This is a genomic window from Chryseobacterium sp. MHB01, assembly GCF_034651565.1.
Classification (GTDB): domain Bacteria; phylum Bacteroidota; class Bacteroidia; order Flavobacteriales; family Weeksellaceae; genus Chryseobacterium; species Chryseobacterium nepalense.
Genome location: NZ_JAYEDA010000009.1, coordinates 1 through 24,445 on the forward strand (window position 1 = coordinate 1; position 24,445 = coordinate 24,445).

The 24,445-nt window shown below is 37.0% G+C and carries 20 protein-coding genes, 8 tRNA genes and 1 other RNA gene; 4 read left to right on the top strand and 25 right to left on the bottom strand.

From position 1 onward, the window contains the following. Positions 1-134 precede the first annotated feature (134 nt). From rplL to tuf, 8 genes are all read right to left on the bottom strand, one after another. Positions 135-503, bottom strand: coding sequence for a 50S ribosomal protein L7/L12 (rplL, locus tag U9K52_RS14665; RefSeq protein WP_248388426.1), 369 nt, complete (start codon positions 501-503; stop codon positions 135-137). 46 nt (positions 504-549) lie between these two features. Then, the gene (gene rplJ / locus U9K52_RS14670) at positions 550-1,137 is read right to left on the bottom strand and encodes a 50S ribosomal protein L10 (protein WP_263602239.1); all 588 of its coding nucleotides are present in this window, start codon (positions 1,135-1,137) and stop codon (positions 550-552) included. A 17-nt stretch (positions 1,138-1,154) separates the two neighbouring features. Next, a complete protein-coding gene (gene rplA / locus U9K52_RS14675) occupies positions 1,155-1,847 on the bottom strand; it encodes a 50S ribosomal protein L1 (protein ID WP_072883535.1) in 693 nt (230 codons plus the stop codon). An 11-nt stretch (positions 1,848-1,858) separates the two neighbouring features. Then, positions 1,859-2,305: a 50S ribosomal protein L11 gene (rplK, locus tag U9K52_RS14680; RefSeq protein WP_034702033.1), complete on the bottom strand. Its 447-nt coding sequence runs from the start codon at positions 2,303-2,305 to the stop codon at positions 1,859-1,861. Positions 2,306-2,520: 215 nt separating this feature from the next. Then, positions 2,521-3,063 carry a transcription termination/antitermination protein NusG gene (gene nusG / locus U9K52_RS14685; RefSeq protein ID WP_072883530.1) on the bottom strand — a complete coding sequence of 181 codons (543 nt, stop codon included), beginning with the start codon at positions 3,061-3,063 and terminating at the stop codon, positions 2,521-2,523. 21 nt (positions 3,064-3,084) lie between these two features. Further along, positions 3,085-3,291 carry a preprotein translocase subunit SecE gene (gene secE, locus U9K52_RS14690; RefSeq protein WP_072883529.1) on the bottom strand — a complete coding sequence of 69 codons (207 nt, stop codon included), beginning with the start codon at positions 3,289-3,291 and terminating at the stop codon, positions 3,085-3,087. Between the two features lie 12 nt (positions 3,292-3,303). Further along, positions 3,304-3,374 (bottom strand) — tRNA-Trp (locus U9K52_RS14695). 58 nt (positions 3,375-3,432) lie between these two features. Then, positions 3,433-4,638, bottom strand: coding sequence for an elongation factor Tu (gene tuf / locus U9K52_RS14700; RefSeq protein WP_042721320.1), 1,206 nt, complete (start codon positions 4,636-4,638; stop codon positions 3,433-3,435). Between the two features lie 318 nt (positions 4,639-4,956). On the opposite strand from tuf, the gene U9K52_RS14705 reads away from it, so the two are divergent. Next, a complete protein-coding gene (locus U9K52_RS14705; protein WP_248388432.1) occupies positions 4,957-6,456 on the top strand; it encodes a DUF4394 domain-containing protein in 1,500 nt (499 codons plus the stop codon). Positions 6,457-6,535: 79 nt separating this feature from the next. Here the strand turns inward: U9K52_RS14705 and U9K52_RS14710 are convergent, their stop codons facing one another. The 15 genes from U9K52_RS14710 to rpsU all read right to left on the bottom strand — a co-directional run bounded on the left by U9K52_RS14710 (position 6,536) and on the right by rpsU (position 17,472). Then, positions 6,536-9,634 carry an efflux RND transporter permease subunit gene (locus U9K52_RS14710; RefSeq protein WP_263602237.1) on the bottom strand — a complete coding sequence of 1,033 codons (3,099 nt, stop codon included), beginning with the start codon at positions 9,632-9,634 and terminating at the stop codon, positions 6,536-6,538. 258 nt (positions 9,635-9,892) lie between these two features. Continuing rightward, positions 9,893-10,978: an efflux RND transporter periplasmic adaptor subunit gene (locus U9K52_RS14715; RefSeq protein WP_248388438.1), complete on the bottom strand. Its 1,086-nt coding sequence runs from the start codon at positions 10,976-10,978 to the stop codon at positions 9,893-9,895. A 2-nt stretch (positions 10,979-10,980) separates the two neighbouring features. Next, positions 10,981-12,222 carry a TolC family protein gene (locus U9K52_RS14720; RefSeq protein WP_248388441.1) on the bottom strand — a complete coding sequence of 414 codons (1,242 nt, stop codon included), beginning with the start codon at positions 12,220-12,222 and terminating at the stop codon, positions 10,981-10,983. Positions 12,223-12,589: 367 nt separating this feature from the next. After that, complete coding sequence (locus tag U9K52_RS14725; RefSeq protein WP_263602235.1) at positions 12,590-13,954, bottom strand: HAMP domain-containing histidine kinase; 1,365 nt, start codon at positions 13,952-13,954, stop codon at positions 12,590-12,592. A 1-nt stretch (position 13,955) separates the two neighbouring features. Then, positions 13,956-14,636, bottom strand: coding sequence for a response regulator transcription factor (locus U9K52_RS14730; protein ID WP_072883523.1), 681 nt, complete (start codon positions 14,634-14,636; stop codon positions 13,956-13,958). A 401-nt stretch (positions 14,637-15,037) separates the two neighbouring features. Next, positions 15,038-15,109: transfer RNA gene (locus tag U9K52_RS14735), tRNA-Thr, on the bottom strand. Positions 15,110-15,149: 40 nt separating this feature from the next. Then, positions 15,150-15,222, bottom strand: a tRNA-Gly gene (locus tag U9K52_RS14740). Positions 15,223-15,308: 86 nt separating this feature from the next. Continuing rightward, positions 15,309-15,389, bottom strand: a tRNA-Tyr gene (locus tag U9K52_RS14745). 19 nt (positions 15,390-15,408) lie between these two features. Continuing rightward, positions 15,409-15,482, bottom strand: a tRNA-Thr gene (locus U9K52_RS14750). A gap of 93 nt (positions 15,483-15,575) precedes the next feature. After that, positions 15,576-15,648 (bottom strand) — tRNA-Gly (locus U9K52_RS14755). Between the two features lie 86 nt (positions 15,649-15,734). Continuing rightward, positions 15,735-15,815, bottom strand: a tRNA-Tyr gene (locus U9K52_RS14760). 19 nt (positions 15,816-15,834) lie between these two features. Continuing rightward, positions 15,835-15,908 (bottom strand) — tRNA-Thr (locus U9K52_RS14765). Between the two features lie 109 nt (positions 15,909-16,017). Further along, positions 16,018-16,308 carry an HPF/RaiA family ribosome-associated protein gene (locus tag U9K52_RS14770; RefSeq protein WP_248388446.1) on the bottom strand — a complete coding sequence of 97 codons (291 nt, stop codon included), beginning with the start codon at positions 16,306-16,308 and terminating at the stop codon, positions 16,018-16,020. Further along, on the bottom strand, positions 16,305-17,192 hold the full coding sequence (locus tag U9K52_RS14775; RefSeq protein ID WP_323673805.1) for a tyrosine-type recombinase/integrase: 888 nt from the start codon (positions 17,190-17,192) through the stop codon (positions 16,305-16,307). The genes U9K52_RS14770 and U9K52_RS14775 overlap by 4 nt, the downstream gene beginning before the upstream one ends. A gap of 82 nt (positions 17,193-17,274) precedes the next feature. Next, positions 17,275-17,472, bottom strand: a complete 198-nt coding sequence (rpsU, locus tag U9K52_RS14780) for a 30S ribosomal protein S21 (protein WP_007846872.1) — start codon at positions 17,470-17,472, stop codon at positions 17,275-17,277. A 321-nt stretch (positions 17,473-17,793) separates the two neighbouring features. On the opposite strand from rpsU, the gene U9K52_RS14785 reads away from it, so the two are divergent. Both U9K52_RS14785 and ssrA read left to right on the top strand, forming a co-directional pair. Then, positions 17,794-20,928, top strand: coding sequence for a T9SS type B sorting domain-containing protein (locus U9K52_RS14785; RefSeq protein ID WP_322927162.1), 3,135 nt, complete (start codon positions 17,794-17,796; stop codon positions 20,926-20,928). Positions 20,929-21,004: 76 nt separating this feature from the next. Then, positions 21,005-21,406, top strand: a transfer-messenger RNA (tmRNA) gene (gene ssrA / locus U9K52_RS14790). Between the two features lie 178 nt (positions 21,407-21,584). Here ssrA and U9K52_RS14795 read toward each other — a convergent pair. Then, complete coding sequence (locus U9K52_RS14795; RefSeq protein ID WP_322927163.1) at positions 21,585-22,115, bottom strand: antirestriction protein ArdA; 531 nt, start codon at positions 22,113-22,115, stop codon at positions 21,585-21,587. A gap of 664 nt (positions 22,116-22,779) precedes the next feature. On the opposite strand from U9K52_RS14795, the gene U9K52_RS14800 reads away from it, so the two are divergent. Continuing rightward, a complete protein-coding gene (locus tag U9K52_RS14800) occupies positions 22,780-23,628 on the top strand; it encodes a putative phage abortive infection protein (protein WP_322927164.1) in 849 nt (282 codons plus the stop codon). 91 nt (positions 23,629-23,719) lie between these two features. Here U9K52_RS14800 and U9K52_RS14805 read toward each other — a convergent pair whose 3' ends face one another. Next, complete coding sequence (locus U9K52_RS14805; protein WP_322927165.1) at positions 23,720-24,274, bottom strand: hypothetical protein; 555 nt, start codon at positions 24,272-24,274, stop codon at positions 23,720-23,722. Positions 24,275-24,445: the final 171 nt, after the last annotated feature.

Here is a 24,445-nt window from a genome sequence, read left to right on the forward strand (position 1 = left end):
TTTTTTTTGTTGGGGGGGGGGGCCCCCCCCCCCCCCCGAAACAAAGAAAAATAGCGAGTGCGGATAGCGGGATTAAGCTCCTCACAAAAAAAGCCCGGACAATGTCCAGGCTTTATATCTATAGAGAAATTGAATTACTTCACTTCTACTTCAGCACCAGCTTCTTCTAATTGCTTCTTAAGCGCTTCAGCTTCGTCTTTAGAGATACCTGTTTTGATTGGAGCAGGAGCACCATCTACGATATCTTTAGCCTCTTTAAGACCAGCACCAGTTAAATCTTTTACCAATTTAACGATCGCTAATTTAGAAGCACCTGCAGACTTAAGAATTACGTCGAATTCAGTTTTTTCTTCAGCAGCTTCAGCAGCACCTCCACCTGCAACTACAACTGCAGCAGCAGCTGGCTCAATTCCGTACTCATCCTTAAGGATAGCAGCTAATTCGTTTACGTCTTTTACTGTTAAGTTTACTAGCGTTTCAGCTAAATTTTTTAAATCTGACATTGTTGTAATGTTTTTGTTGATTATTTATTTAATTTTTTGAGTGTAATTATTCAGCAGCTGGAGCCTCACCTTCGGCAGCTGGAGTTTCTGGAGTTTCAGCAGCCGGAGCTTCTTCAACTGCAGGTGCAGCTTCTTCAGCTTGAGCTTCTGTACCTTCAGATTTGTTTTGAAGAGCAGAAACAACTCTCTGGATTGGAGACTGAAGTAATCCGATGATTTCACCGATCATTTCTTCTCTAGACTTGATGCTAACTAAGGCATCAAGGTTGTTGTCACCAAGGTAGAAAGTTTCCTGTACGAAAGCTGATTTCAATGCAGGTTTTTCTTCTTTCTTTCTGAAGTCTTTGATTAATTTTGCAGGAGCGTTAGCTGTTTCAGCAATCATTAATGCAGAGTTTCCTTTGAAAGTTTCGAACATTTCAGAGAAATCTACTCCATCAATCTGCTCCATTGCTTTTTGCAAAAGTGTATTTTTCACCACTTTCACTTTGATATTTTGCTTGAAAGCCTGTCTTCTGAATTCAGAAGATTTAGCAGCGTTCAAACCGTCCAGATCAGCTACATATACTACTTTAGCATCCTGAAGCAAATCTTTGATCTCTTGTATCGCTACAACTTTTTGGTCTTTTGTCATTGTCTTAGGATTTAGTATTAGTTAATAGCTTTAGTATCGATTGCAATACCAGGACTCATTGTAGAAGATAAATAGATAGACTTCACATAAGTACCTTTAGCAGCAGTTGGCTTCATTTTGATCAAAGTAGAGATCAATTCCTGAGCATTTTCCTTGATTTTAGCAGCATCAAAAGATACTTTACCAATACCAGCGTGGATAATTCCGTATTTGTCTACTTTAAAGTCAATTTTACCAGCTTTTACTTCAGTTACTGCCTTACCAATTTCCATGGTTACAGTTCCTGATTTTGGGTTCGGCATTAAACCTCTTGGTCCTAATACTCTACCTAATGGTCCTAATTTACCCATTACAGCCGGCATTGTAACGATAACGTCAACATCTGTCCAACCTTCTTTGATTTTTTGTAAATATTCATCAAGACCTACATAGTCAGCTCCTGCTTCTTTAGCTTCTGCTTCTTTATCCGGAGTTACTAAAGCCAACACTTTAACATCTTTACCAGTACCGTGAGGAAGAGATACAACACCTCTCACCATTTGGTTTGCTTTTCTTGGATCTACCCCTAATCTTACAGCGATATCTACAGAAGCATCAAACTTTGCAGTGTTTACTTCTTTTACAAGAGCTGCACCTTCTTCAAGGTTATAGATTCTTCCTTTTTCTACTTTGCTTAAAGCTTCCTTTTGCTTTTTAGTTAATTTTGCCATTTCTTTAAGTATTAAGCGTTAAAAGTTGGTTTAGTTCCTGTTACTCTTAATCCCATAGATCTAGCAGTACCTGCAACCATAGAAACTGCAGAATCCATTGTAAAGCAGTTAAGGTCAGTCATTTTATCTTCAGCGATTTTCTTCACTTGATCCCAAGATACAGAACCCACTTTGTTTCTGTTTGGTTCTCCGGAACCACCCTTGATCTTAGCCGCATCCATTAACTGGATTGCTGCAGGAGGAGTTTTGATTACGAATTCAAAAGATTTGTCTTCGTATACTGTAATAACTACAGGTAAAACTTGTCCCGGCTTATCTTGAGTTCTTCCGTTAAATTGCTTACAAAACTCCATGATGTTCACACCTGCAGAACCCAAAGCTGGACCTACTGGTGGAGAAGGGTTAGCTGCGCCACCTTTCACCTGAAGCTTTACCATTTTAAAGACTTTTTTAGCCATTGTTTGTTTTTTAAATTTGAATAATTAATGAGTTTGGAAGCATTATTATTCAGTAGGTTACCCATTCTCACATTAAGTATGCCTACTTTTCGGACTGCAAAATTATAAAATATTTTTGAAATAGCAAATTGATATTATTATTTTTAGTAAATATTTAAAATAAAAATCCACTTACCTTTTTGATAAGTGGATTTTAAAATATCTTTAAGTATGTTTTATACTTTTTCTACCTGTACGTAGCTGAGTTCCATTGGGGTTTTTCTACCAAAGATCAAAACTGAAACTTCAATTTTCTTTTTATCTTCAAGAATTTTCTCTACAGTTCCGTTGAATCCGTTGAATGGTCCGTCAATTACTTTAACGTTTTCACCCACTACATATGGAATTTCAACATCGCTTGCAAATTCAGAGAGTTCATCCATTCTTCCCAGCATTCTGTTTACTTCAGATTTTCTCATCGGAACAGGATCCCCTCCTTTTGTTAAGCTTAAGAAAGAAATAACTCCTGGAATGTTCTTAATAACGTGAGGAATTTCTCCCATCAAATCAGCTTCAATCATCAGGTACCCAGGATAGTAAGGTCTTTCTTTAGGAACTTTTTTACCGTTTCTGATCTGAATAACCTTTTCCATAGGAATAACTACCTGAGTAACGTACTGCTCAAACCCTAAACGTTTGATTTCCGTCTCAATGTAGTTTTTCACTTTATTTTCCTGTCCGCTGATTGCTTTCAGCACATACCATTTCAATTCGCTCATTATGGGAAAATACTTTTATTATTAATTGAACAAGTTGATAAGCATTCCTATTATGTTGCTGATTGCTTTAGAAAACAACTCGTCAACACCAAAGGTAAATAGAGCCAAGATCACTGTCGCTACGGTCACTACAATTGTAGAAGACTGCAGGTCAGACCATTTTGGCCATTCAACTTTATGTCTGAATTCGTTATAAGAACCTTTTAAAAAATTGATTAATGAACTCATAATTGTTATTTGCACGGGCACAAGGATTCGAACCCTGATCAACGGTTTTGGAGACCGGTATCCTACCATTGGACGATGCCCGTAGTTAAAAAGCTTCCGTAAAGAAGTTCCTTACGGAAGCTTTTATATTGTAATAGATGATTAGTCTAAGATTTCAGTAACCTGACCTGAACCAACTGTTCTACCTCCTTCTCTGATCGCGAATCTAAGACCCTCGTTAAGAGCGATTGGTTGTAACAATTCTACAGTGATCTCTAAGTTATCACCAGGCATTACCATTTCTACACCTTCTGGTAAGAAGATCTCACCTGTAACGTCAGTAGTTCTTACGTAGAACTGAGGACGGTATTTGTTGTGGAATGGGGTGTGACGTCCACCTTCTTCTTTAGAAAGGATATAAACAGATGCTTTGAATTTTTTGTGTGGCTTCACAGAATCTTTCTTAGCGATTACCATACCTCTCTTGATGTCAGTTTTTTCAATACCTCTCAACAATAGACCTACGTTATCACCAGCTTCACCTCTGTCTAGGATTTTTCTGAACATCTCAACCCCTGTAATTGTAGAAGTTAATTTTTCATCACCCATCCCTACGATATCTACAGGATCACCAGTGTTGATGATACCAGCTTCGATTCTACCAGTTGCTACAGTACCTCTACCAGTAATAGAGAATACATCTTCGATTGGCATCAAGAATGGCTTATCAGTATCTCTGATTGGCTCTTCGATCCACTCATCAACAGCATCCATTAATTGCTCAACAGACTTAAACCACTTATCGTCAGAGTTACCTTCAGTAGCAGCAGTAAGTGCACCAAGAGCAGAACCTTGGATTACAGGAGAGTTATCTCCATCAAATTCATAAGTAGATAATAAGTCTCTAAGCTCCATTTCAACAAGCTCTAATAACTCAGCATCATCCACCATGTCAACTTTATTCATGAAAACAACGATTCTTGGTACGTTTACCTGACGGCAAAGTAGAATGTGTTCTCTTGTTTGAGGCATTGGTCCGTCAGTCGCAGCACATACCACGATAGCTCCGTCCATCTGAGCAGCACCTGTTACCATGTTCTTTACGTAATCCGCGTGACCTGGACAGTCAACGTGAGCATAGTGTCTTTTTTCAGTTTCGTATTCGATGTGAGCTGTATTGATAGTAATACCTCTTTCTTTTTCTTCTGGAGCAGAGTCAATTGCAGAGAAGTCTTTTTTCTCAGCAAGACCTTTGCTAGCTAATACAGCAGAAATAGCAGCTGTAAGAGTAGTTTTACCATGGTCAACGTGACCAATAGTACCAATGTTCAAGTGTGGTTTGTTACGATTAAACGTTTCCTTTGCCATGATTTAAAATTATTTATTTATTGTTTTTCAAATTTTCGGTGTGCAAATATAATGAATTTTTAAATACCAAAACCTTTTTCTTGAAAAAAGTTTCAATATTCAAATCCAATGAAGTACAAACCTTATATTTCAATGTATTGAGATTGCAAATTTACACAAATTTCTTAATTGAAAAAATCCCTGTGAACCTTTTCATTAAATTATAAACTATCTCTTTAATTCTTAATCACATAAATCCAATTAAAAAAAATAAATATAATAAAAACCATCATTCACATTTTATCGTAAATGGAAATACGAACCTTAAATATTAATATTATGAGAAAACTACTACATTTATTTACAGTGCTGTTCAGCATTGTCATTTTATTTTCGTGTGATGAAACCGAAGATCCGATGCCATCAGATATGATTGCTCAAGGACCGGATCTTATGGTATATGGAATTACATCAACCAACGAACTCGTATCTTTTAATGCCAATAATCCTAAAAATTTCGTCTCCAAAGTAATGGTTACAGGATTGGTTTCCGGCGAAAAACTCATGAGCATAGATTTCCGTCCTGCTACGGGAGAGCTTTATGCGCTGTCGAATGCAAGCAAGCTGTACATCATCAATACATCCAGTGCGTCTGCAAGAATGGTTGGTACCACCGCTTTTTCACCTGCAATTTCAGGAAATATTGCTTCAATAGATTTTAATCCGACGGTAGATAGAATCCGTTTGGTAAGTAATACCGGACAAAACTTAAGGCTTCATCCGGAAACCGGAGCAGTAGCGGCAACCGATCTGAATATCAACGGAGGCGGAACTCCATCAATTACCGGAATTGCTTATACCAACAGTAAATCCGGAGCTTCAACTACTGTTCTGTACGATATTGATATGGCTTCCGGAAAATTATTTAAACAAGATCCTCCCAATAATGGAGCATTAGTGGAAATCGGAAGTTTAGGAACAACTTTTTCAGGACAGGCCGCTTTTGATATTAAATATGACAACAGCACAGCTTTATTAGCTTTAAATAACAACCTTCATATAATTGACCTTAATAATGGAAAGGCAACGAATATAGGGATGCTTCAGCAGCAAATTATTGATCTTGCCATCCCTACGGAGCCGGTTGCTTACGCGGTGGACAATTCTAACAATCTCCAGATTTTTAATCCGAATAGTCCGATGCCTGTTGCTAAAGCAATTACAGGGCTTCAGACCGGGGAAAACATTCTGGGCATCGACTTCAGACCGCTTAACGGACAACTTTATGCATTGGGCAGCACGAGCAGACTGTATACCATTAATTTAGGAACAGGAGCTGCAACGGCTATAGGAGCCTCTCCTTTTCCAACATTACTTGCAGGAACGGATTTCGGATTTGATTTCAACCCTACTGTTGATAAAATTAGAGTCATAAGCAATACGGGACAGAATCTTCGTTTAGATCCTGTTACAGGAGGAATTACCGCTGTAGACGGAACTCTTAATCCTGGGACTCCAATGGCCGGAGCTGCTGCCTATACCAATAATTTTGCCGGGGCAACATCAACAACGCTATTCATTATCGATCACAATACAGATAAATTGTATCAGCAGAATCCGCCTAACAACGGAACATTAGTAGAGACTGGTTCTTTAGGAATCAATATTACCAGTGCGAATGGCTTCGATATCGGAAGCATGAGCCAGAAAGCATATTTGCTGGCAACCGTAGGAGCGGCGACGAAAATTTACAGCATTAATACCTCAACAGGTGCCGCAACCTCTGTTGCAGATTTCCCAAATGCAGTGAGAGGTTTTGCTGTGGGATTAGGATTTTAACCTCATAATAATTATTTCAATAGCAGTCAGGGCGGAAAACTTTGTTTTCCGCCCTGACTTTTGAATATAAATGAAAGATTTAGATCTGCTGGGATTTTTTTGTCCTGTTGAATATCCAGAAGATGATCGGGAATATTAATAAGGTGAGAACGGTAGCCGTAATTAATCCTCCGATAATTACAATCGCCAAAGGTTTCTGCGATTCTGAACCGATACCCGTTGACAAGGCTGCCGGCATCAATCCGATGGATGCCATTAAAGCGGTCATGATCACAGGACGGGTTCTTGATTTTACTCCCTGTAAAATGGCATTGTCAAGATGTAATCCGTTTCTTACGTTCTGATGAAATTCCGTGATCAGGATTACCCCGTTCTGAATACAGATTCCGAGAAGGGCAATCATTCCTACACCAGCCGAAATTCCGAAATTAATTCCCGTTACATGAAGTGCTATAATTCCGCCGATCAGTGCAAAAGGCACGTTGGCCAATACCAATAAAGAATCTTTCATATTTCCGAAAAGCACAAATAAAAGGAAAAAGATTCCGAGAATACTTACAGGAACAACCTGCGCCAGTCTTTTTGAAGCCCGCTGCTGGTTTTCAAACTGACCGGTCCACCCTACTGTATAACCATCCGGCAGATCAATTTTAGAAACGGCCTGCTGTGCATCTGCAATCGTACTTCCCAAGTCACGGTCACGGATAGAGAATTTGATCCCGATATATCTTTTGATATCATCTCTGTAAATAAAAGCGGCTCCGTTGTCCTTTTCAATGGTACTGATTTCTTTTAGCGGAATTTTCGTACCATCCTGTGTAGGAACCATTAATGCGGCAATATCATTTTCATCTTTTCTGTACTCCTGTGAATATCGCAGACGAATCGGGAATTTTCTTTCTCCGTCAAACATTTCAGAAGCCGTTTTACCCCCGAAAGCCATTTCGAGAACAGATTGCGCATCATCCGGCATTACTCCGTAGGCAGCCATTTTATCCCTGTCGAGCACAACGCTTACTTCCGGCTGACCAATATTTTTAATGATCCCGGCATCTTTTACTCCCTGAATATCTTTAACTTGTTTTAGTACTTTTTCGGCCAGAATATCAAGGGTTTGAAGATTGTCTCCATAAATTTTAATTCCGTTTTCGGCTTTGAATCCTGCCACTGCTTCAGCAACGTTATCCGATATCGGCTGGGAATAATTGAAGGTAATTCCCTGATAATTTCTAAGTTTTTTATCAATTTCTTCAATGAGTTCTTCGTAAGTAATTTTCCGTTTCCAGTCTTCTTTAGGCTCCAGATTGACGGCAAACTGTACGAATCCGAAACCGTTCGGGTCTGTTCCGTCGTTACTTCTACCGGTTTGCGCAAGAACATCGGTTACTTCCGGGAAGCTCATAATGTCTTTCTTGAGAAGATCTGCCGTTTTTAAAGATTCTTTTAAAGATGAGCTCATCGGCATTTCTGCAGTGATCCATAATGAACCTTCGTTGAGTTGTGGTAAGAATTCCGTTCCTAAAAATTTTGCAGAGAATAAGGTTAGTCCTAAAAATGCCAGAGAAACCATTAAACTTATTTTTTTATGTCTGAATGTAAAATTGAATCCCTTTAAAACAATTCTGTCCCAGAAATTCACAAACGGATTGTTTTTTTCTTTAACATTTTTATTTAACAAAATATGAGAAAGTACCGGAACCAGTGTTAAAGTAAAAATCAGGGCCCCCATTAAAGCAAAACCTAAAGTAAATGCCAATGGTGAAAACATTTTCCCTTCAACTTTCTGGAAGGAGAAAATAGGAATTAAAGAAGTGATGATAATTAATTTTGAAAAGAAAATTGCTTTACCGAGGCCTGTTCCGGTTTGCTTTATCCAGCCGGCTTTTGCTAATTTATTAAACCTTTCTTCACCATATTTATGTGCCTTGTGGTCTAGCATTACAAAGAGTCCTTCAACCATGACGACGGCCCCGTCGATAATAATTCCGAAGTCAACCGCTCCCAGTGACAATAAATTGGCGCTCATTCCAGCCATTTTCAGACATAAAAACGCAAACAATAACGACAAGGGGATGATGATGGAAACAATCAGAGTTGTACGCCAGTCGGCCATGAAAATCAAGACGATTACTGTAACCAAAATAATACCTTCCAATAAATTGTGCATTACCGTCTCCGTTGTAAAATCCATCAGATTATCACGATCGTAAAATGTTACCATTTTGACATCTTTCGGGAGTATTTTTTCGTTTAGCTCTTTAATTTTAGCTTTTACCCCTACTAAAACCTCACGGGGATTCTCGCCTTTTCTCATTACGACAATTCCTTCCACGGTATCTTCCTGGTGATTCAGTCCGGCCTGCCCTACTCTCGGCATTGAACCTTCATGAACTTCTGCAACATTTTTCACTAAAACAGGGTTTCCGCTGTCATTCTGTATGGTAATATTTCCAATATCTGCAATTGATTTCACCAAACCAATCCCCCGAACGACGTAAGCCTGGCCGTTTTTTTCAATAACATCGCCTCCGACATTCAGGTTGCTTTTGGTAACAGCATCATACACCTGGAGTGGAGTAAGGTTATATTTATCCAAAGCCCTTGGATCGGTACTTAATTCAAAAACTTTATCCTGCCCTCCGAAAACGTTGATGTCTGCCACTCCGGGAACACCCCTCAACGCACGGTCAATCACCCAGTTTTGTAAAGTCAGCAATTCCCGGGAATCTTTGGTTTTACTCTGTAAAGTATATCTGAAAATCTCACCAGTGGGTCCGTACGGTGGCTGTACTTCCGGGTCCACCTCATCAGGAAGACTCACTGTTCTTAACTGGTTATTCACCTGATTTCTGGCAAAAGTATCGTCTACGCCATCATCAAAAAGTATTTTGACAATGGAAAGACCAAACATGGTAGTACTTCGTACGCTGGTTTTTTTCTGAACCGGACTCATTGCCAATTCAATGGGTGTTGTTACAAAACGTTCTACTTCTTCTGCGCTTCGGCCGTTCCATTGGGTAATGATAACGATCTGGGTATTGGTGACATCGGGAAAAGCTTCAATGGGCATGTTTTTGAAACTGATGAACCCAGCCACTGCAAGAACAGCTACCCAGATAAAGGTAAACGCTTTATTTTTTAATGAAAAAGCAATTATATTTTTAATGAATTTGTTCATGATGGATTTTTTTTGACCTGAAAAGTCATTGAATTTATTTTAAACGCAAAGAGCGCAAAGATTTTCCGACAAACTCTACATTTTTAAGTTCGAAGGCGTTTCACTTAACAAAGAACTTTCATTTTTGAACCATTAAGGACTTAAGAATTACTAAGTGACTCATAACGAGTTTAAAATCGATGCTTATAATATTTTTAGATATTTCTTAATGAGACTTCACTTCTGAATACATTATTAAAATTCTTAATGGTTTAAAAATTAACTATTCAGTGAGCGGTAAATCAGCAACTGATTATTGGTAACCACCTGTTCTCCTTCTGATAGTCCTTCGGAAACATACGTAACATCGCCGACCTGCTTCAGCACTTTTATTTCACGCACCTTTACATCCGTCCTTGATTTATAAATAATCACAAAACTTCTGTTGTCATCAAAAATCACAGCTTTAGATGGAACAGTAAGTGCCGTAGTATTTTCCGAGCTGGTTACTTTAATGGTTGCTTTACTTTCCGGGATCAGCAATCCGCTTTGGTTATCGAGTACCACCCTGGCCTGCATGGCATTGGTTTCCGGATCGATGATCTTAAAAATTTTGTCGATTTTTCCGTCAAAAACCTTATCTGGATAAGACAGCGTGGATACCTGAGCTTTCATACCAAGACTGATTTTATCAATATCAGATTCATTCACATTCATAATGGCCCATACGTTGCTAGTATTGGCTACATCGAAGATATTTTCGCTTCTGTCGCTTCTCAGCTGCATATCTTTATTGATATTTTTCTGAACAATATATCCGCTGATGGGAGCTATAACACTGTAAATATTTCCTTTTTTAACATTATAAACCGTACTTACGGCATTGGCTCTCTGCATCTGGTCCTGGGCTTTCTGCAATTCGCTTTTTGCTTCAAGCACATCTCTTTCGGTATTCAGTTTTCCTTCATACATTTCTTTAGCTACCCGAAGATTGTTCTGTGCTACCACAAGATCCGTTCTCGCATCACTTACATCTTTCTGAACTTCCGCCATTTCTGTACTTCTGATGGTTGCCAGTACCTGTCCTTTTCTTACGTAATCTCCCAGCTCTACATTTACACTCAGAACATTTCCTCCTACCAGGGGATAAACATCGATATAACTGTTTTTATCTGCCGAAATCTTTCCGTAAAAATTAAAATCGTCCTCAATATATTTTTTTTCAACTTTTGCGAGAGAAATAGATTGAAGCATGGTATTGCTCAGTTCAAAGCCTTTTTTTGACTGCGGCTGTGCCGTTTCTTCTTTCTTTGAGCAAGAAAGCACTGATAATGATATAATTATGGGAATGATATATGTTTTCATGTTTAATAGAAGATTTTTGTTTGTATAAGTTGATTGAGTTGTTCTGCAGACTGCATGATTCCGTTTTTCATATCATAGATCTGAAGTGCCGTTTCCCTGTAGCTGTCCATAAAGTCTACAAATTCAATAAGACTTATATTTCCTTTCCGGAAGTTATTCAGCATCCCATTATAAACCAGTTCCATATTATTAAGATCATCAGATTTTATCTGGGAAAGTTGGTCATACTGCGTTTTCCAGGTTTTGTAAGCCGCCTGAACTTTTGTTTCTAAGCTAAGTTTTTGAAATTCTGCATTCTTCTGGTTTTGCTGTATGGCAAAATTTGCTTTTTCAACATTTCCTTTATTTGATTTCCATAAAGGCAGGGGAATACCTACTGTAAGATTTATTTCATTCTTAAATGTTCCACCGTTCTGGTCCCATGCAGCTCCTAGATTAAGATCGGGAACGTTTAAGGATTTCTGCCATTGGGCATACAGCTTACTGTTGTCAATTAATTTCAGGTTGTACTGATAATCGGCATTATTTTCAACTGCTTTTTTCTGCAATTCCGTTTCGTCACCAAAAGGCTGTGCTGCCAGAATATCATGTGCTTCCGAATCCGAAAGTTTTGGTTCGATATCATCGGTAATCCCCGTTAAAACTTTAAGATCCTGTTCAAATTCAAGAATATTTTTATTGATTGCTATTTTATCGTTACTTAACTGAATAACAACACTTTGAAGCCTTACCTCATCCTTAAGCGATACATTTCCTTTTGCAGACTGTTGCTTATAGGCAGCGAGAAGATCACTCATGTATCCGAGTTGTTTCTCAGTATTTTTAAGTTTAAGCCTTTCGTAATAAAGATTATAGTAAGTAGTGTGAAGCTGTACCCGAAGATCTATAAGCAATTGGGAAAACTGAAGTTGGGCGAGTTCTTTATTTGATTTTGCAAAAGCAATTTCATTCTTCTTTTTTCCACCCATGTAAATAAGCTGGGTAATTTCCGCACCTTTTGCCCGACCTACATCAAAAACTTTGCGATCTTCAGGGTTGTAGGCATTGATTTGCCCGCTCAATTGCGGAAGTTCCCAGATTTTGGCCTGCAAAATATCTGCATCAGCCATGTTGATGTTGTACTGTTCGGCGAGCAGTTGTAGATTGTTTTTCTGAAAAGCTTCTTCGCAATCCGAAAGTGACATTTGCTGTTGTGCCGCCACCAGTGAGGAAGCAACAATCAACAGCCCTGCAATTCTGTTCATTTTTTTATTTTATGATACAAAGTTGCTTTTATGGTATTAAAATGCTCTTAAAGAATGCTTAAAAAAAAATTAAAATGGGCTTATGGACTAATTTAAATGCATTATAAATCAGTGTAAATGGAAGTTAACCGCAAAGTCACAAAACATTTAAACACATAAGTCACATTAGGTTTAAGGATAAAGTTTGCGCATATTTTAGAACACATAAGTTTTAAAAATCTTTGATTTTTCTAATGTATCTAAAAATTATGAAAATTCTTCTGTGAAAATCCTTGCAATCCGTGGTAAATTTAACGAATGTCTTTTGGCTACTTCGCGCTCAGGGTGACAATGCAGTAAATTTTTTAGAGATTTAAGATGCTTAAAATTACTTATAAAAAATAACACTGAATTTATTCAACAGATCTCCGGGAGCCGTATAAATGATTTCAGCACCGTGGTATTCCAGAATTCTTTTTACAATACGAAGCCCAAGACCTGATCCGGAAGTATTCTGAGAATTGTTACCTCTCATGAACGCTTCAAAAAGTTTTGGCTGCTCTTCTTTAGGAATTGTATTTCCGTGGGAAATAACATCAACAATAAGCCTGTTATCCGTTTCGGTAATCAGTACGTCCACCTCAGTATCATCAGAATAGATAGCTGCATTTTTGAATAAATTAATAAAAACAATATCAAGTAATGACTGTACGCCATTTATGATAAGCAAAGCATTTTCGGAGGTATTTTCGGAAATCAGAAAATCCATCTTCAGTTTCGGATAGCTTTTTTCCACAGCTTCAAAAGACTCAAAAATAACTTCATCGATCCTGACTTCTTCGTAGATGCTCTGGATATTTTCTTTGTCGAACTTCGTCAACAGGAGCAATGAATTGGTAAGATCCGATAATTGATAAACATCTCTTTTAATCTGTTGAAGTGAAGATAATGTTTCCGGAGAATGCTGTCCAAACTTAATTAAATTTTCGAGCTGAAATGCCATTCTGGTAATAGGTGTTCGGATTTCATGAGAGGCACTTGCCGTAAAATCTTTCTGCGACTGAAATACATCATCCAGTCTTTTGATCATGGTATTGAATGATTTCGCAAGAACATCAATCTCATCATTGGAATCACGAACGGGAATTTCTGTTGTCAGTTTGTGGGCCGTTACTTCTGAGATCTCTTTATTAAGATCTTCAAGAGGCTTCAGGAACTGCCCCATAAAGTAATAACTGAAAAAACCGATAAATAACGTGCTCATTACATAAGCCGTAATCAGCAGATACTTCAGATACTCCAGTTTGGAATTTCCATTGGTATCGTAGGCACTGGTAAGAATGTAATAATTTTGTCCATTAATGTTTTTGAGGGCAGCATAAATTTCAGGAACCGTTTTTTCAGAGTAAATAACCTTTTTTTCATCGAGCTCTTTTAGCAGCTCATTATCCCAGGTAACATTCCGGTCTTTAATCGTACTGTAGATTAATTCTTTATTGCCGTTGAAAATCAGAATCGTTTCATTCAAAAGAATATTGTCCGAGTTTTCATTAAAAAAAACAGGCGCTTCCTCTTCGAAGTCTTTGGATTTTGCAATAAAGTGGGAGGTAAATTCGAGCCTCTGCCTGAATCTTTCTTTAAATTCATCTTTCCTGAAATCATTAAAAGATATATAAATCACCGCCATCACAATACCGAAAAGTAATGAAAAAGCAATACTGAGATTGAGGGCGATTTTTCTTTTTAAAGACATGTTACAGCGGGCTTAAATAATATCCGAATCCGGAACGTGTATGAATAAGCTTAATTTTAAAATCTTTATCTATTTTCTTTCTTAAAAAGTTGATATAAACTTCCACCGTATTGGTGTTGGTATTGAAATTATGTTCCCAGACATGTTCCGTGATCTGCTGTTTTGAAACCGTTCTTCCCTGGGCCTCGGCCAGGTAAACCAGCAGCTGAAATTCCTTTAGGGTGAGTGCAATTTCGTTCCCGGCACGGAAAACTTTCTGTTCGGTTTTATTGATAATAAGATCATCCACCCTTATAATATCCTGATCGCTGTTTTCAGAGGGAGATTTCCTTCTCAGAAGAGAATTCATACGCAACAACAATTCTTCGAACTGGAAAGGTTTTACCAGATAATCATCAGCAAGTCTTGTAAAGGCATCTTTCTTATCCGAAAGATCTCCGTAAGCAGAAATAATAATGATGGGGGTATTTTTATCGAAAGAACGTATCGTCTGGCATACATCGAGCCCATTGATCTTAGGAACATTGATATCGAGAAGATATAAATCATAAGAACTGTTTTTTATCTGACGCAGAAAGGTTTCGCCGTCATAGATTTTATCACAGGTAAAATTATTTGATTCTAAAAACTTGCAAAGTTCCGCAGAAAGAATAAGATCATCTTCCAATAAAAGAATATTCATCAAAAATTATTTTATACGAATGTAAAGAAAATTTTCATGACCGTAAAGGAATTCAAAATTACGGGAAGTATTTTAATTGAATTTTAAGGTGGTAGGATTGGAAGAAGGCGGCTGGATGATGGAAGTTTTTGGCCAATATTACAGCTATGCTATCATTTGCTGAGTGAAACGCCCTTGCGAACGAAAGTATATGCGATGCTTAATAAGCTAATCCTTGCGTCGATAGCGTTAAAAATTAAAATATTATTGGATTTCTGCTATCATGTGCTTTAGTTCGTGCTTACTGGTCATTCCATAAAATAGAACTTTACCTATTTCTCTCAAGTTTGTGTTTGATCCTCACTAACTGATTTTCGAATATGAAAATAAAAAAATCCCGAAAAAATCGGGATTAGAATCTGAGCCAACTACGGGACTTGAACCCGTGACCTCTTCCTTACCAAGGAAGCACTCTACCGCTGAGCTAAGTCGGCAACAATCAAAAAAATCACACTAAAAGCGTGATTTTATGAGAGCGGAAGACGGGGGTCGAACCCGCGACATTCAGCTTGGAAGGCTGACGCTCTACCAACTGAGCTACTTCCGCAATTTTGTTTCCAAAATTATTGGTAACGCTGTGCAAACTTAAGGAAAATCCTTTATTCATGCAACTTTTTTTTCTAATATAAAATGTGGGGAGAGCAGGATTCGAACCTACGAAGCCGAAGCAACTGAGTTACAGTCAGTCCCATTTAGCCACTCTGGAATCTCCCCAGATATTTTATATTAAATGAGCCTCCAGAGGGATTCGAACCCACGACCCCGAGATTACAAATCACGTGCTCTGGCCAACTGAGCTATGGAGGCATTTAACAAATGGACTGAAAGCTGTGAGAAAAGCTACTCTACATCATTTCAGTAGTTAAAAAAAAATCACCCTACAATAAGTGTGATATTCTGAGCGGAAGACGGGGGTCGAACCCGCGACATTCAGCTTGGAAGGCTGACGCTCTACCAACTGAGCTACTTCCGCAATTTTGTTTCCAAAATTATTGGTAACGCTGTGCAAACTTAAGGAAAATCCTTTATTCATGCAACTTTTTTTTCTAATATAAAATGTGGGGAGAGCAGGATTCGAACCTACGAAGCCGAAGCAACTGAGTTACAGTCAGTCCCATTTAGCCACTCTGGAATCTCCCCAGATATTTTATATTAAATGAGCCTCCAGAGGGATTCGAACCCACGACCCCGAGATTACAAATCACGTGCTCTGGCCAACTGAGCTATGGAGGCATTTTATAAAAAAGAATTCAAAAGATCACTGTTCCTTTTTGCGAGTGCAAATATAGAACGGATTTTTTGAATTCTCAAATTTTTTAATAATTTTTTTTGACTTTTTTTGCTATGCCATTTCCTTTTTCTTGATTAGTAGCTTTTTAGCAGCATCAACGCACAGGTCTAAGCTTTCTTCAAAACTTGTTGTTGTCTTTTTTACCACGATATCGTCTCCCGGAACCGCTAAAATAATCTCGGCCGTTTTATTGGCCTTATCCGAGTTATTTTCCACTTTTAAAAACACTTTGCAGTCCTGGATTTTATCATAGAACGTATCCAGCTTGCTTACTTTTTTTTCGATGTGTGACTCTAGTGGTTCGTGTGGAGTTAAACCAATTGATTGTACTGTGATCTTCATAATTCGTCATTTTTTGAGGCTCTTGGGTGAGCCTGATTAAAAACTTTTTTCAATTGTTCGATATTGGCATTCGTATAGACTTGAGTACTTGCAAGGCTGGAATGTCCTAATATTTTTTTTACTTTAGAGATCTCTGCCCCATTATCCAAAACGTGTGTAGCAAAGCTGTGACGAAGGATGTGAGGACTTCTTTTTTCCTTTGTTGTTATAAGACTAAGGTACTTATTAACCACCAAATAAACAAATTTTTCGGTGAGTTTTTTACCTTTCTTGTTGACAAAGAAGTATGATTTAAATTCTGTTGCCGGTTTGCGGATTTGTACGTAGCTTTTTAAAACCGCTGCCAGATTTTCGGAAATCGGAATAACTCTTTGCTTGTTTCCTTTCCCGATTATTTTTATTTCGCCGGCGTCTAAGTTTACATTTTCAAAAGTCATACCACAAAGCTCCGACTTACGGATACCGGTTTGGTAAAGTACTTCCAGAATACATTTTTCGAGAAGATCCTGAACATGTGTAAACACCTGATCACTTAGGTTTTGCATTTCCTGTTCAGACATGGGAATTTGTTTTTCCGGGTAGAACTTCAATGAAGAAATATTTTCGGTAGGAGAAACTTCAATATCACCGATTTTTAAAAGAAAAAGATAAAAACTTCGGAGAGAGGAAAGCTTTCGGTTGATGCTTCTTTTGGCTATCCTGTTCTCGCTCAATTCAACAATAAAATTCCGGATGATTTTTTTATCGGCTTTGGAGATATCTTCTGAAGCTTCGGTTTTAAGGTAAAAACGGCAGAAGTCTTCAAGATCTTTTCTGTAACTTGTAATCGTATGAGGCGAATACCTCTTTTCGAGTTCTAAATATTCTAAGAATTTGTCCAGCATCATTAAAGGTATAAAAACAAAAATTCACTCTTCAAATATAACTATTTAAAGAGTGAATTCGTATGCGAATTAAGAAAATTTCTTAAGCCTGCTCTTCTTTGCTAAGCGCTCTTTGTTTGTGAGCAGCTTTCAATCTAGCTTGTCTTAACGTTACAGAAGGCTTGATAAACTGTTGTCTGGCTCTTAACTGACGAACCGTCCCTGTTTTATCAAATTTTCTTTTATATTTTTTTAATGCTCTGTCGATGGATTCACCATCTTTAACTGGAATTATTAACATATTTTACATCTCATTTTGGATTGCAAAAATACTAATTTTTTATAAATCTGCAAATTTTTATCCGAATTGTTTGATAATCATTTCTCTTTTAAAGTACCATACGAATAGAAAATATTCAAAACCAGAACGATATTTAAATCATATTACAATTATTTAATTGATTTTTGTAAATAAATTTTAATTAAATTTGCCGAAAAACTAACATTAAATAAAATGGCCCCTTTTTCTTTACCAATTGCTTCCGGCAAAACCTAGCTTTTGCCCTATTCCTTTATTATTCAATGATCCTACATATTCACCTTTAAAACTTGTAACCAGGGCATGATAAAAAGATTACTGTTTTCTTTGCTATCCATTTTTTATATTTCCCTTTCTGCTCAGGAAGATTGTATTTCAGCAATCACCGTGTGCGGAAATTCCAATATTAATTATACACCTTCCGGAGTCGGAAATGAGTATGAAGATCTAGGCGGATGTCTATCTTCCGGTGAACACCACTCCGTGTGGTATAAATTTACCATTGCCACCAGCGGAACGCTTACTTTCAACCTTACTCCTACCGGGCCTGTTGATTACGACTGGGCGATTTACGGCCCGAATACAACATGCGGCAGCTTGGGTGCTCCTATAAGATGCAATGCATCCGGAACCCTTGCAAGTACGGGAATGAACATGACCAATACAAACACAACTTCGGGTGGGGGCAATACTAATCCATATTGTAAATATATGGATGTCAATGCGGGAGAAACATACTATTTATATATAGACAACTGGTCTACTACCGTTTATACGTTCAATCTGACCTGGGGCGGAACAGCTACTTTTATATCTCCTTTCAGTTCCGCTAATGCTCCCAATCCTTTTATTGCGCCTGGTGTACCGGGACCAACTCCGAATTCGCCAAGAGTGATATCAATTTGCGACACTAATACCCCTTTTGATTTCACTACCTTATCTCCCGGAATCATCAATGGAAACACAAACTTTGTTGTAAGCTATTATGATAACGCCAATGATGCTGCAACAGGAACCAATCCGATCACGACTCCCACTCCTGCAACAATCGGCACTTTCTATTACTATAACATTAATTATAATAACCCAAGTAATCCGGCAAGCGGTCTTAATGCCTGCAAACAGACGGGGTCTTTTGTTTTTGAAGCCAGTAATTTAACGGCTTCCATTACTGCTTCATCTATGACGTTATGCCCGGGAGGAAATGTTACTTTAACTTCAGGCAGCACCACAGGAAATACATGGTCTACAGGCTCTACAAGCCCTTCCATATTAATTACCACACCCGGAACCTACACACTGGTAACTACAAATGGCAATTGTACAAGTCCGCCGGCATCCGTAACCATTACAGCCGCTCCGGATCCCAATGTACAGATTAACGGCAACCTTTTATTATGCGACACGCCTACACAGCTTACCGCGACTTCCATAGGAATCGGGAACATTTATACATGGTCTACAGGCGCCACCGGAAGCAGCATTTCAGTGACTACAGCGGGAACCTATACAGTAACGGTTAAAACCCCTGCTAACTGCACCTATCAAAAATCGGTTACGGTTACTCAGGGAATTGTTCCGGTTGTTCAGAATACAAGTCTTAGTATTTGTTCCGATACGCCGACTGCTACTTTTAATTTAACATCAGCCCAGAACAATATAAGCACCACAGCCGGAGTAACCTTTGATTATTACCTTAATCAGGCCGATGCGGTGGCAGGAAATACCAATACCATTACCAATACGACTGCACATGTTTCCGGAAACGCAACAGTGTATGTCCGGGTAAAATCAAGCACCTGTTCGAAAGTGGCTAACCTGCAATTGATCGTCAACCAAAAACCGGTTGCTGCAATTACCGCTTCTTCCACAGTTATCTGTAATAACGGAAACATTACCCTCACCTCCAATTATGCCACCGGAAACACATGGTCAACAGGACAAACTACGCAAAGCATCACGGTAAATGCTCCCGGAGTTTATACTTTAACCAACAATAACGGATTATGTACGAGTAATACAGCTTCCGTTACCATCAGCAGCAGCCCGAATCCAAATGTTCAAATTACAGGAAACCTAACCTTCTGTGAAGGAGCTTCAACAGTGCTGACAGCTTCTGCAACCGGAACCGGAAATACCTTTTCCTGGTCCAATGGTACAACAGGAACCACCAATACGGTAACTGCATCCGGAACCTATACTGTTACGGTAACCACTTCTTTAGGATGTCAATACCAAAGTTCAGCAACAGTTACAATGGATCCTGCAATTGCGGTAAACATTGCCACACCATCTGAAATCAACTGTACCAATACACAGGTTACCCTTAATGCATCCGCTTCAACCTTTCCGCCTGGTTCAACTTTCCTGTGGACAGCAGCCGGCGGTGGAACCATTGTTTCAGGAGCCAACACGCTAACCCCTGCAGTGAATAATGCCGGAACTTATACCCTGAAAATTACCAGCCCGCTAGGTTGTACAAAGCAATCTTCAGTAACGGTTGTAAAAAATATTACACCTCCAACAATTACATTAAACGCTTCATCAATCAATATCTGTAAAGGAGATTCTGTTGTGCTTACCGCATCAGGAGCCGCAAGTTATACCTGGACAGGACTTCCGGGCAATGGAAACACGCAAACCGTTTCTCCTATCACTACCACGACATACACGGTAACAGGAATCGGAAGCAATGGCTGTCCTGCCCAGACTACCACTTCGATTACGATCAATGTTGTTCCTGCGATTTCAGCGTCTTTACCGAATGTTGAAGTATGTCAGGGAGACAATGCAATTCTCGATGCCGGAGCCGGACAGAATTATTCTTACAGCTGGAATACCGGAGCCACTACCCAAACCATAAGCACAGCAATTCCCGGAACATATACAGTGACCATCAACAACGGATCTTGTTCCAAAGTGCTTACTGGCGTGGTTTCTTATATTAAAACTCCTGAAATTACAGGGATTACTTATGAAAATGGCATATTAACCATCAACGTTAAAAACCCGGCAGGCGATCCTCTGGAATATTCTATTGACAGCGGTGTAACGTGGCAGGCCTATAATATTTTCAAGAATGTTTTGAGAAATACGCAGTATTCTATCAGGGTGAGAAAGAGAGGAATTTTATGTGATAGCCACACGGAATATTATACGTTCTTAATGAACAACACCATTACTCCAAACAGCGATGGTATCAACGACAATATCGACTTCAGCGTTATCAGCAAGTTCGGAAATTTCAAAGGAAGTATTTTTGATAAATACGGTAAAGTTGTTTTCGAGGTAAGTTCTAAAAACCCGGTATGGAATGGAAAATACGTCGGAATGCCATTGCCAACCGACACGTATTGGTACAGCTTATCCTGGACCGACCAGATTACGAAACAGCCTGTACAATTATCCGGCTGGATCTTATTAAAGAACAGGGAGTAACAGCGCTTCTTCAAAAAGATTAGCGTATGTTAATTATATTTGAATAAAAAGCCTTATTTTTGCATACTCTATTCATGGGGTTGACTGGTTTCGACAGCAAGACCAATGGGTAAGTAAGCATGCAGAGAACCGTAGCGCGATCTCTATAATCCCTTGCTACACAATTTTAACTGGCAACGAAGAGTTCGCTCTTGCAGCTTAATATCGAAGTATAGTAGATCAAGCGTTTTCCCGAAGACTTTAGTAGGGAAGCAAGATATTCCACAAATGCTCTGTTCTGCGGCGTTTGATCCTGGGATATAGGAATGCGGAAATAAGGCTTTAGATGCTTCGGCTAAAGCTCGAAAACCTCAGAAGATAAGCTGAATGTTGGGTGTCTGCTCTCTGCATTCAGTCGAAAACCAATAGCAGAATAAGCATGTAGAAAGCTTATGTATTGCTTGTTTGGACGAGGGTTCGAATCCCTCCAACTCCACTTTTTGAGCTAAAGAGAATTTGTAAATTATTGAATTTTAAACAATTACATTTTCTCTTTTTTGTTTTTGTACCCAAAGTTGTACCCGAATTTTTGAAATGTACTTTTTAAATCTGTTTGAATTTAATAAAACCTATTTGAATTTTAAAGCATACAAAGGGTTTATAATATTACAAATATACTATGATTTAAAATAATGTCCGTTCGATTCAAAATAATCATACATTAAATTTCTTGATGTACTTTCCCAATCAATATAAATAAAGTCAGGCAGACTTTCTGGAATATTTTCTTCTAATATATATTGAGCAAATATTTCATTGTCTGAATATTCACCCATATAATAGTTCATTATTCCATCGTAAATACTTTGAAAATCTATTTTTCCAATACAATCTACATAAGCTTCAAAAACTTCAATATTATAGCTAGAATCATTTATTTGCTTAGCTATTTCAAATATGCCATTTGACAAATAACTTTCTCCTATTAATCCAAGTTTTTCAAAGAATGAACAGTTTTCGTAATCCTGTAACATAAACTCAGGATCGTGTTCATCCTTATGAAGTTCTTTCATTGCTTCTAATAGTTCGTCATAATTTGAATAATTTGAAAGATTAAACCATTTTCCATAAAGGCTCCCATTGTTGTACTTTGCGTACGTAAAAACATAGATACTAACAGTATCAAGACAATTTTGTAAATTTGTCATGTCGATAATTTTTAGTGTAATTAAAATTTATTGATGTTGCCTATCGTGTTCGTAGCACTTTAGGCATTTTTTATATGTTATTGTGAGAATCTATGTAGAAAAAAGAACTTGAAACAGTTCTTTGACATAGTAATAAAGTCAATATTCATGCCAATTGACAGAGATTTTAATTTTAAAATTAAAGTTTTTTAAATATTTCAACCACAAACCACATCAACAAAAAACTGTCATAAAAGCTTATAATAAGATATGCAGTTTGAAGAGTATCAGCAGTACAAAAGAGTAAGTGGAAAATAAAAACAGATCCACAAAAACCAAATAAAATAAAACTTACTTTTGAGAAAAGGTGTGACAGTTTGGGAGGGGGTACATAAAAACTCTTTGCTTAGGGCATCCACTTTATATATAGATAGTATCATCCCTACACCCATTATATTTTTTGGTGTTAAATTGTCGTAAATTCTACTATAAACGATTATTTGATTTTTTAGATAGCTTTAGTGGGAGTATTTTTGTGGTTGAGGACTCACCATTACATTTTTTCACTCAAATAATTTATAAATAAATCTAACATTGAAATAAATTATTACTCAACAATTCTAAAAAGTCAATAGGTCTAGTCACAAAGCTTTCTTTCTATATATTTGCCAAAATTATTAACCAAATGAAAAAAAATAAAGAATCCAATAAGGAAAGTGGAAATTTCATAGTGTTTATAGCTATTTCCTCTTTAGTTCTAATCTTAACAATGGGTATGACAATAGTAATTGGCTTATATGCTGATGAAGGTAAAAGAGGAACTTTTGGAGATATGTTTGGATTTGCCAATGCACTTTTTACTGGATTATCTTTTATAGGACTTATTGTGACAATATTATTGCAAAGAAAAGATTTAAATACTCAAAGAGAGGAACTTAAAAAGCAAACTAATTCAATTCACATCCAAAATTTTGAAAATACATTTTTTCAAATGTTAAATTTATTTCATTCACTTATTGACAATCTTGAATATGACGATGGATTAAATCTAACTAAAGGAAGAAATATTTTCCCAATATTGAGAAGTAAGTTTAATGGATACTTACAAGAAATTATTACAGCAGAAAATATAAAATTACAACCTAACATTCCAACGGGAAAAAGAGAATTATTATTTAGCAAATTAAATGTTGGAGAAGAGCATATTACTAAAGCGTATCACAAATTATACTTCCATAATCGAAATAATTTAGGTCATTATTTTCGTACACTTTATCATATCATTAAGTTAGTACATAATACACCTGATATTGACAAAAAATTTTATATTTCTTTGATTAGAGCTCAGCTGTCAAGTGCTGAACAAATTTTACTTTTTTATAATTGCATACATTTTAATGGGCAGATAAAATTTAAACCTTTAGCTGAAAAATATGGACTATTTAAAAACATTGATTATAGTTTACTTCCTAATGTCAATTCTAAATTTTTAATAAAACAGTCTGCATTTGGAAAAACAGAAAATAAAAAATAAAATACTTTTAAGTCATTAAATTAGTTATTTTTCATTTAAAATTATTTATCACAAAATATTATAGTCATCTACAATACATATTGCTGAAACATTAAACTGTATAGAAAATACTTATTTCAATCAATCTAATATTAGAAATATTATAATTTAATTGTTTCTTAATTAAATTAAACTCTTGAGGTAATTCTAGTTCTAGAGCTTTATGAATTGCATTTGTATATTTCAAATAGTTAGAAACATTTTGTATCTGATAATTATGACTAGTCGAATAAAAATATTTACATATTTTTCTATCCCAGATCGGATACACTTCGGGATTAATAAAGTGTAATAATTTTGACAATCCTACCATTGATTTATTGGCAAATGGTAAAAGTTTTCTAAGATTATCTTCAGACAATACATCATTATTATTTTTAACAAAATTCAATATCTCTATAATCTCATAATTACAATCATTTCTTTTTAGAATAGTTGGCATCCATCCATAAACCATAAAAACCCCACAAATAAGATCTTTCTTTCTAAGCTTATTTTTTTGCTTAAAATAATCTATAAAATGAGGATACGATAACAAATAACTATCGTTTTGATTTAGTTGTACATTACAAATATTTCTTTTGAGTTCAAATAAATTAATAATCATAAGTAGTAAACTTGGTATATCAAGAATTAAATACTCACATATTTAGTATCTGTTTATAAAAATAAATACTTAATTCTATAAATTCTCTATAAAAGGAAATATTTATATTTACAATTAAAATAATCAATTTAGAATTTCAATACATTGTATGAGTAGGATCACAACTAACAT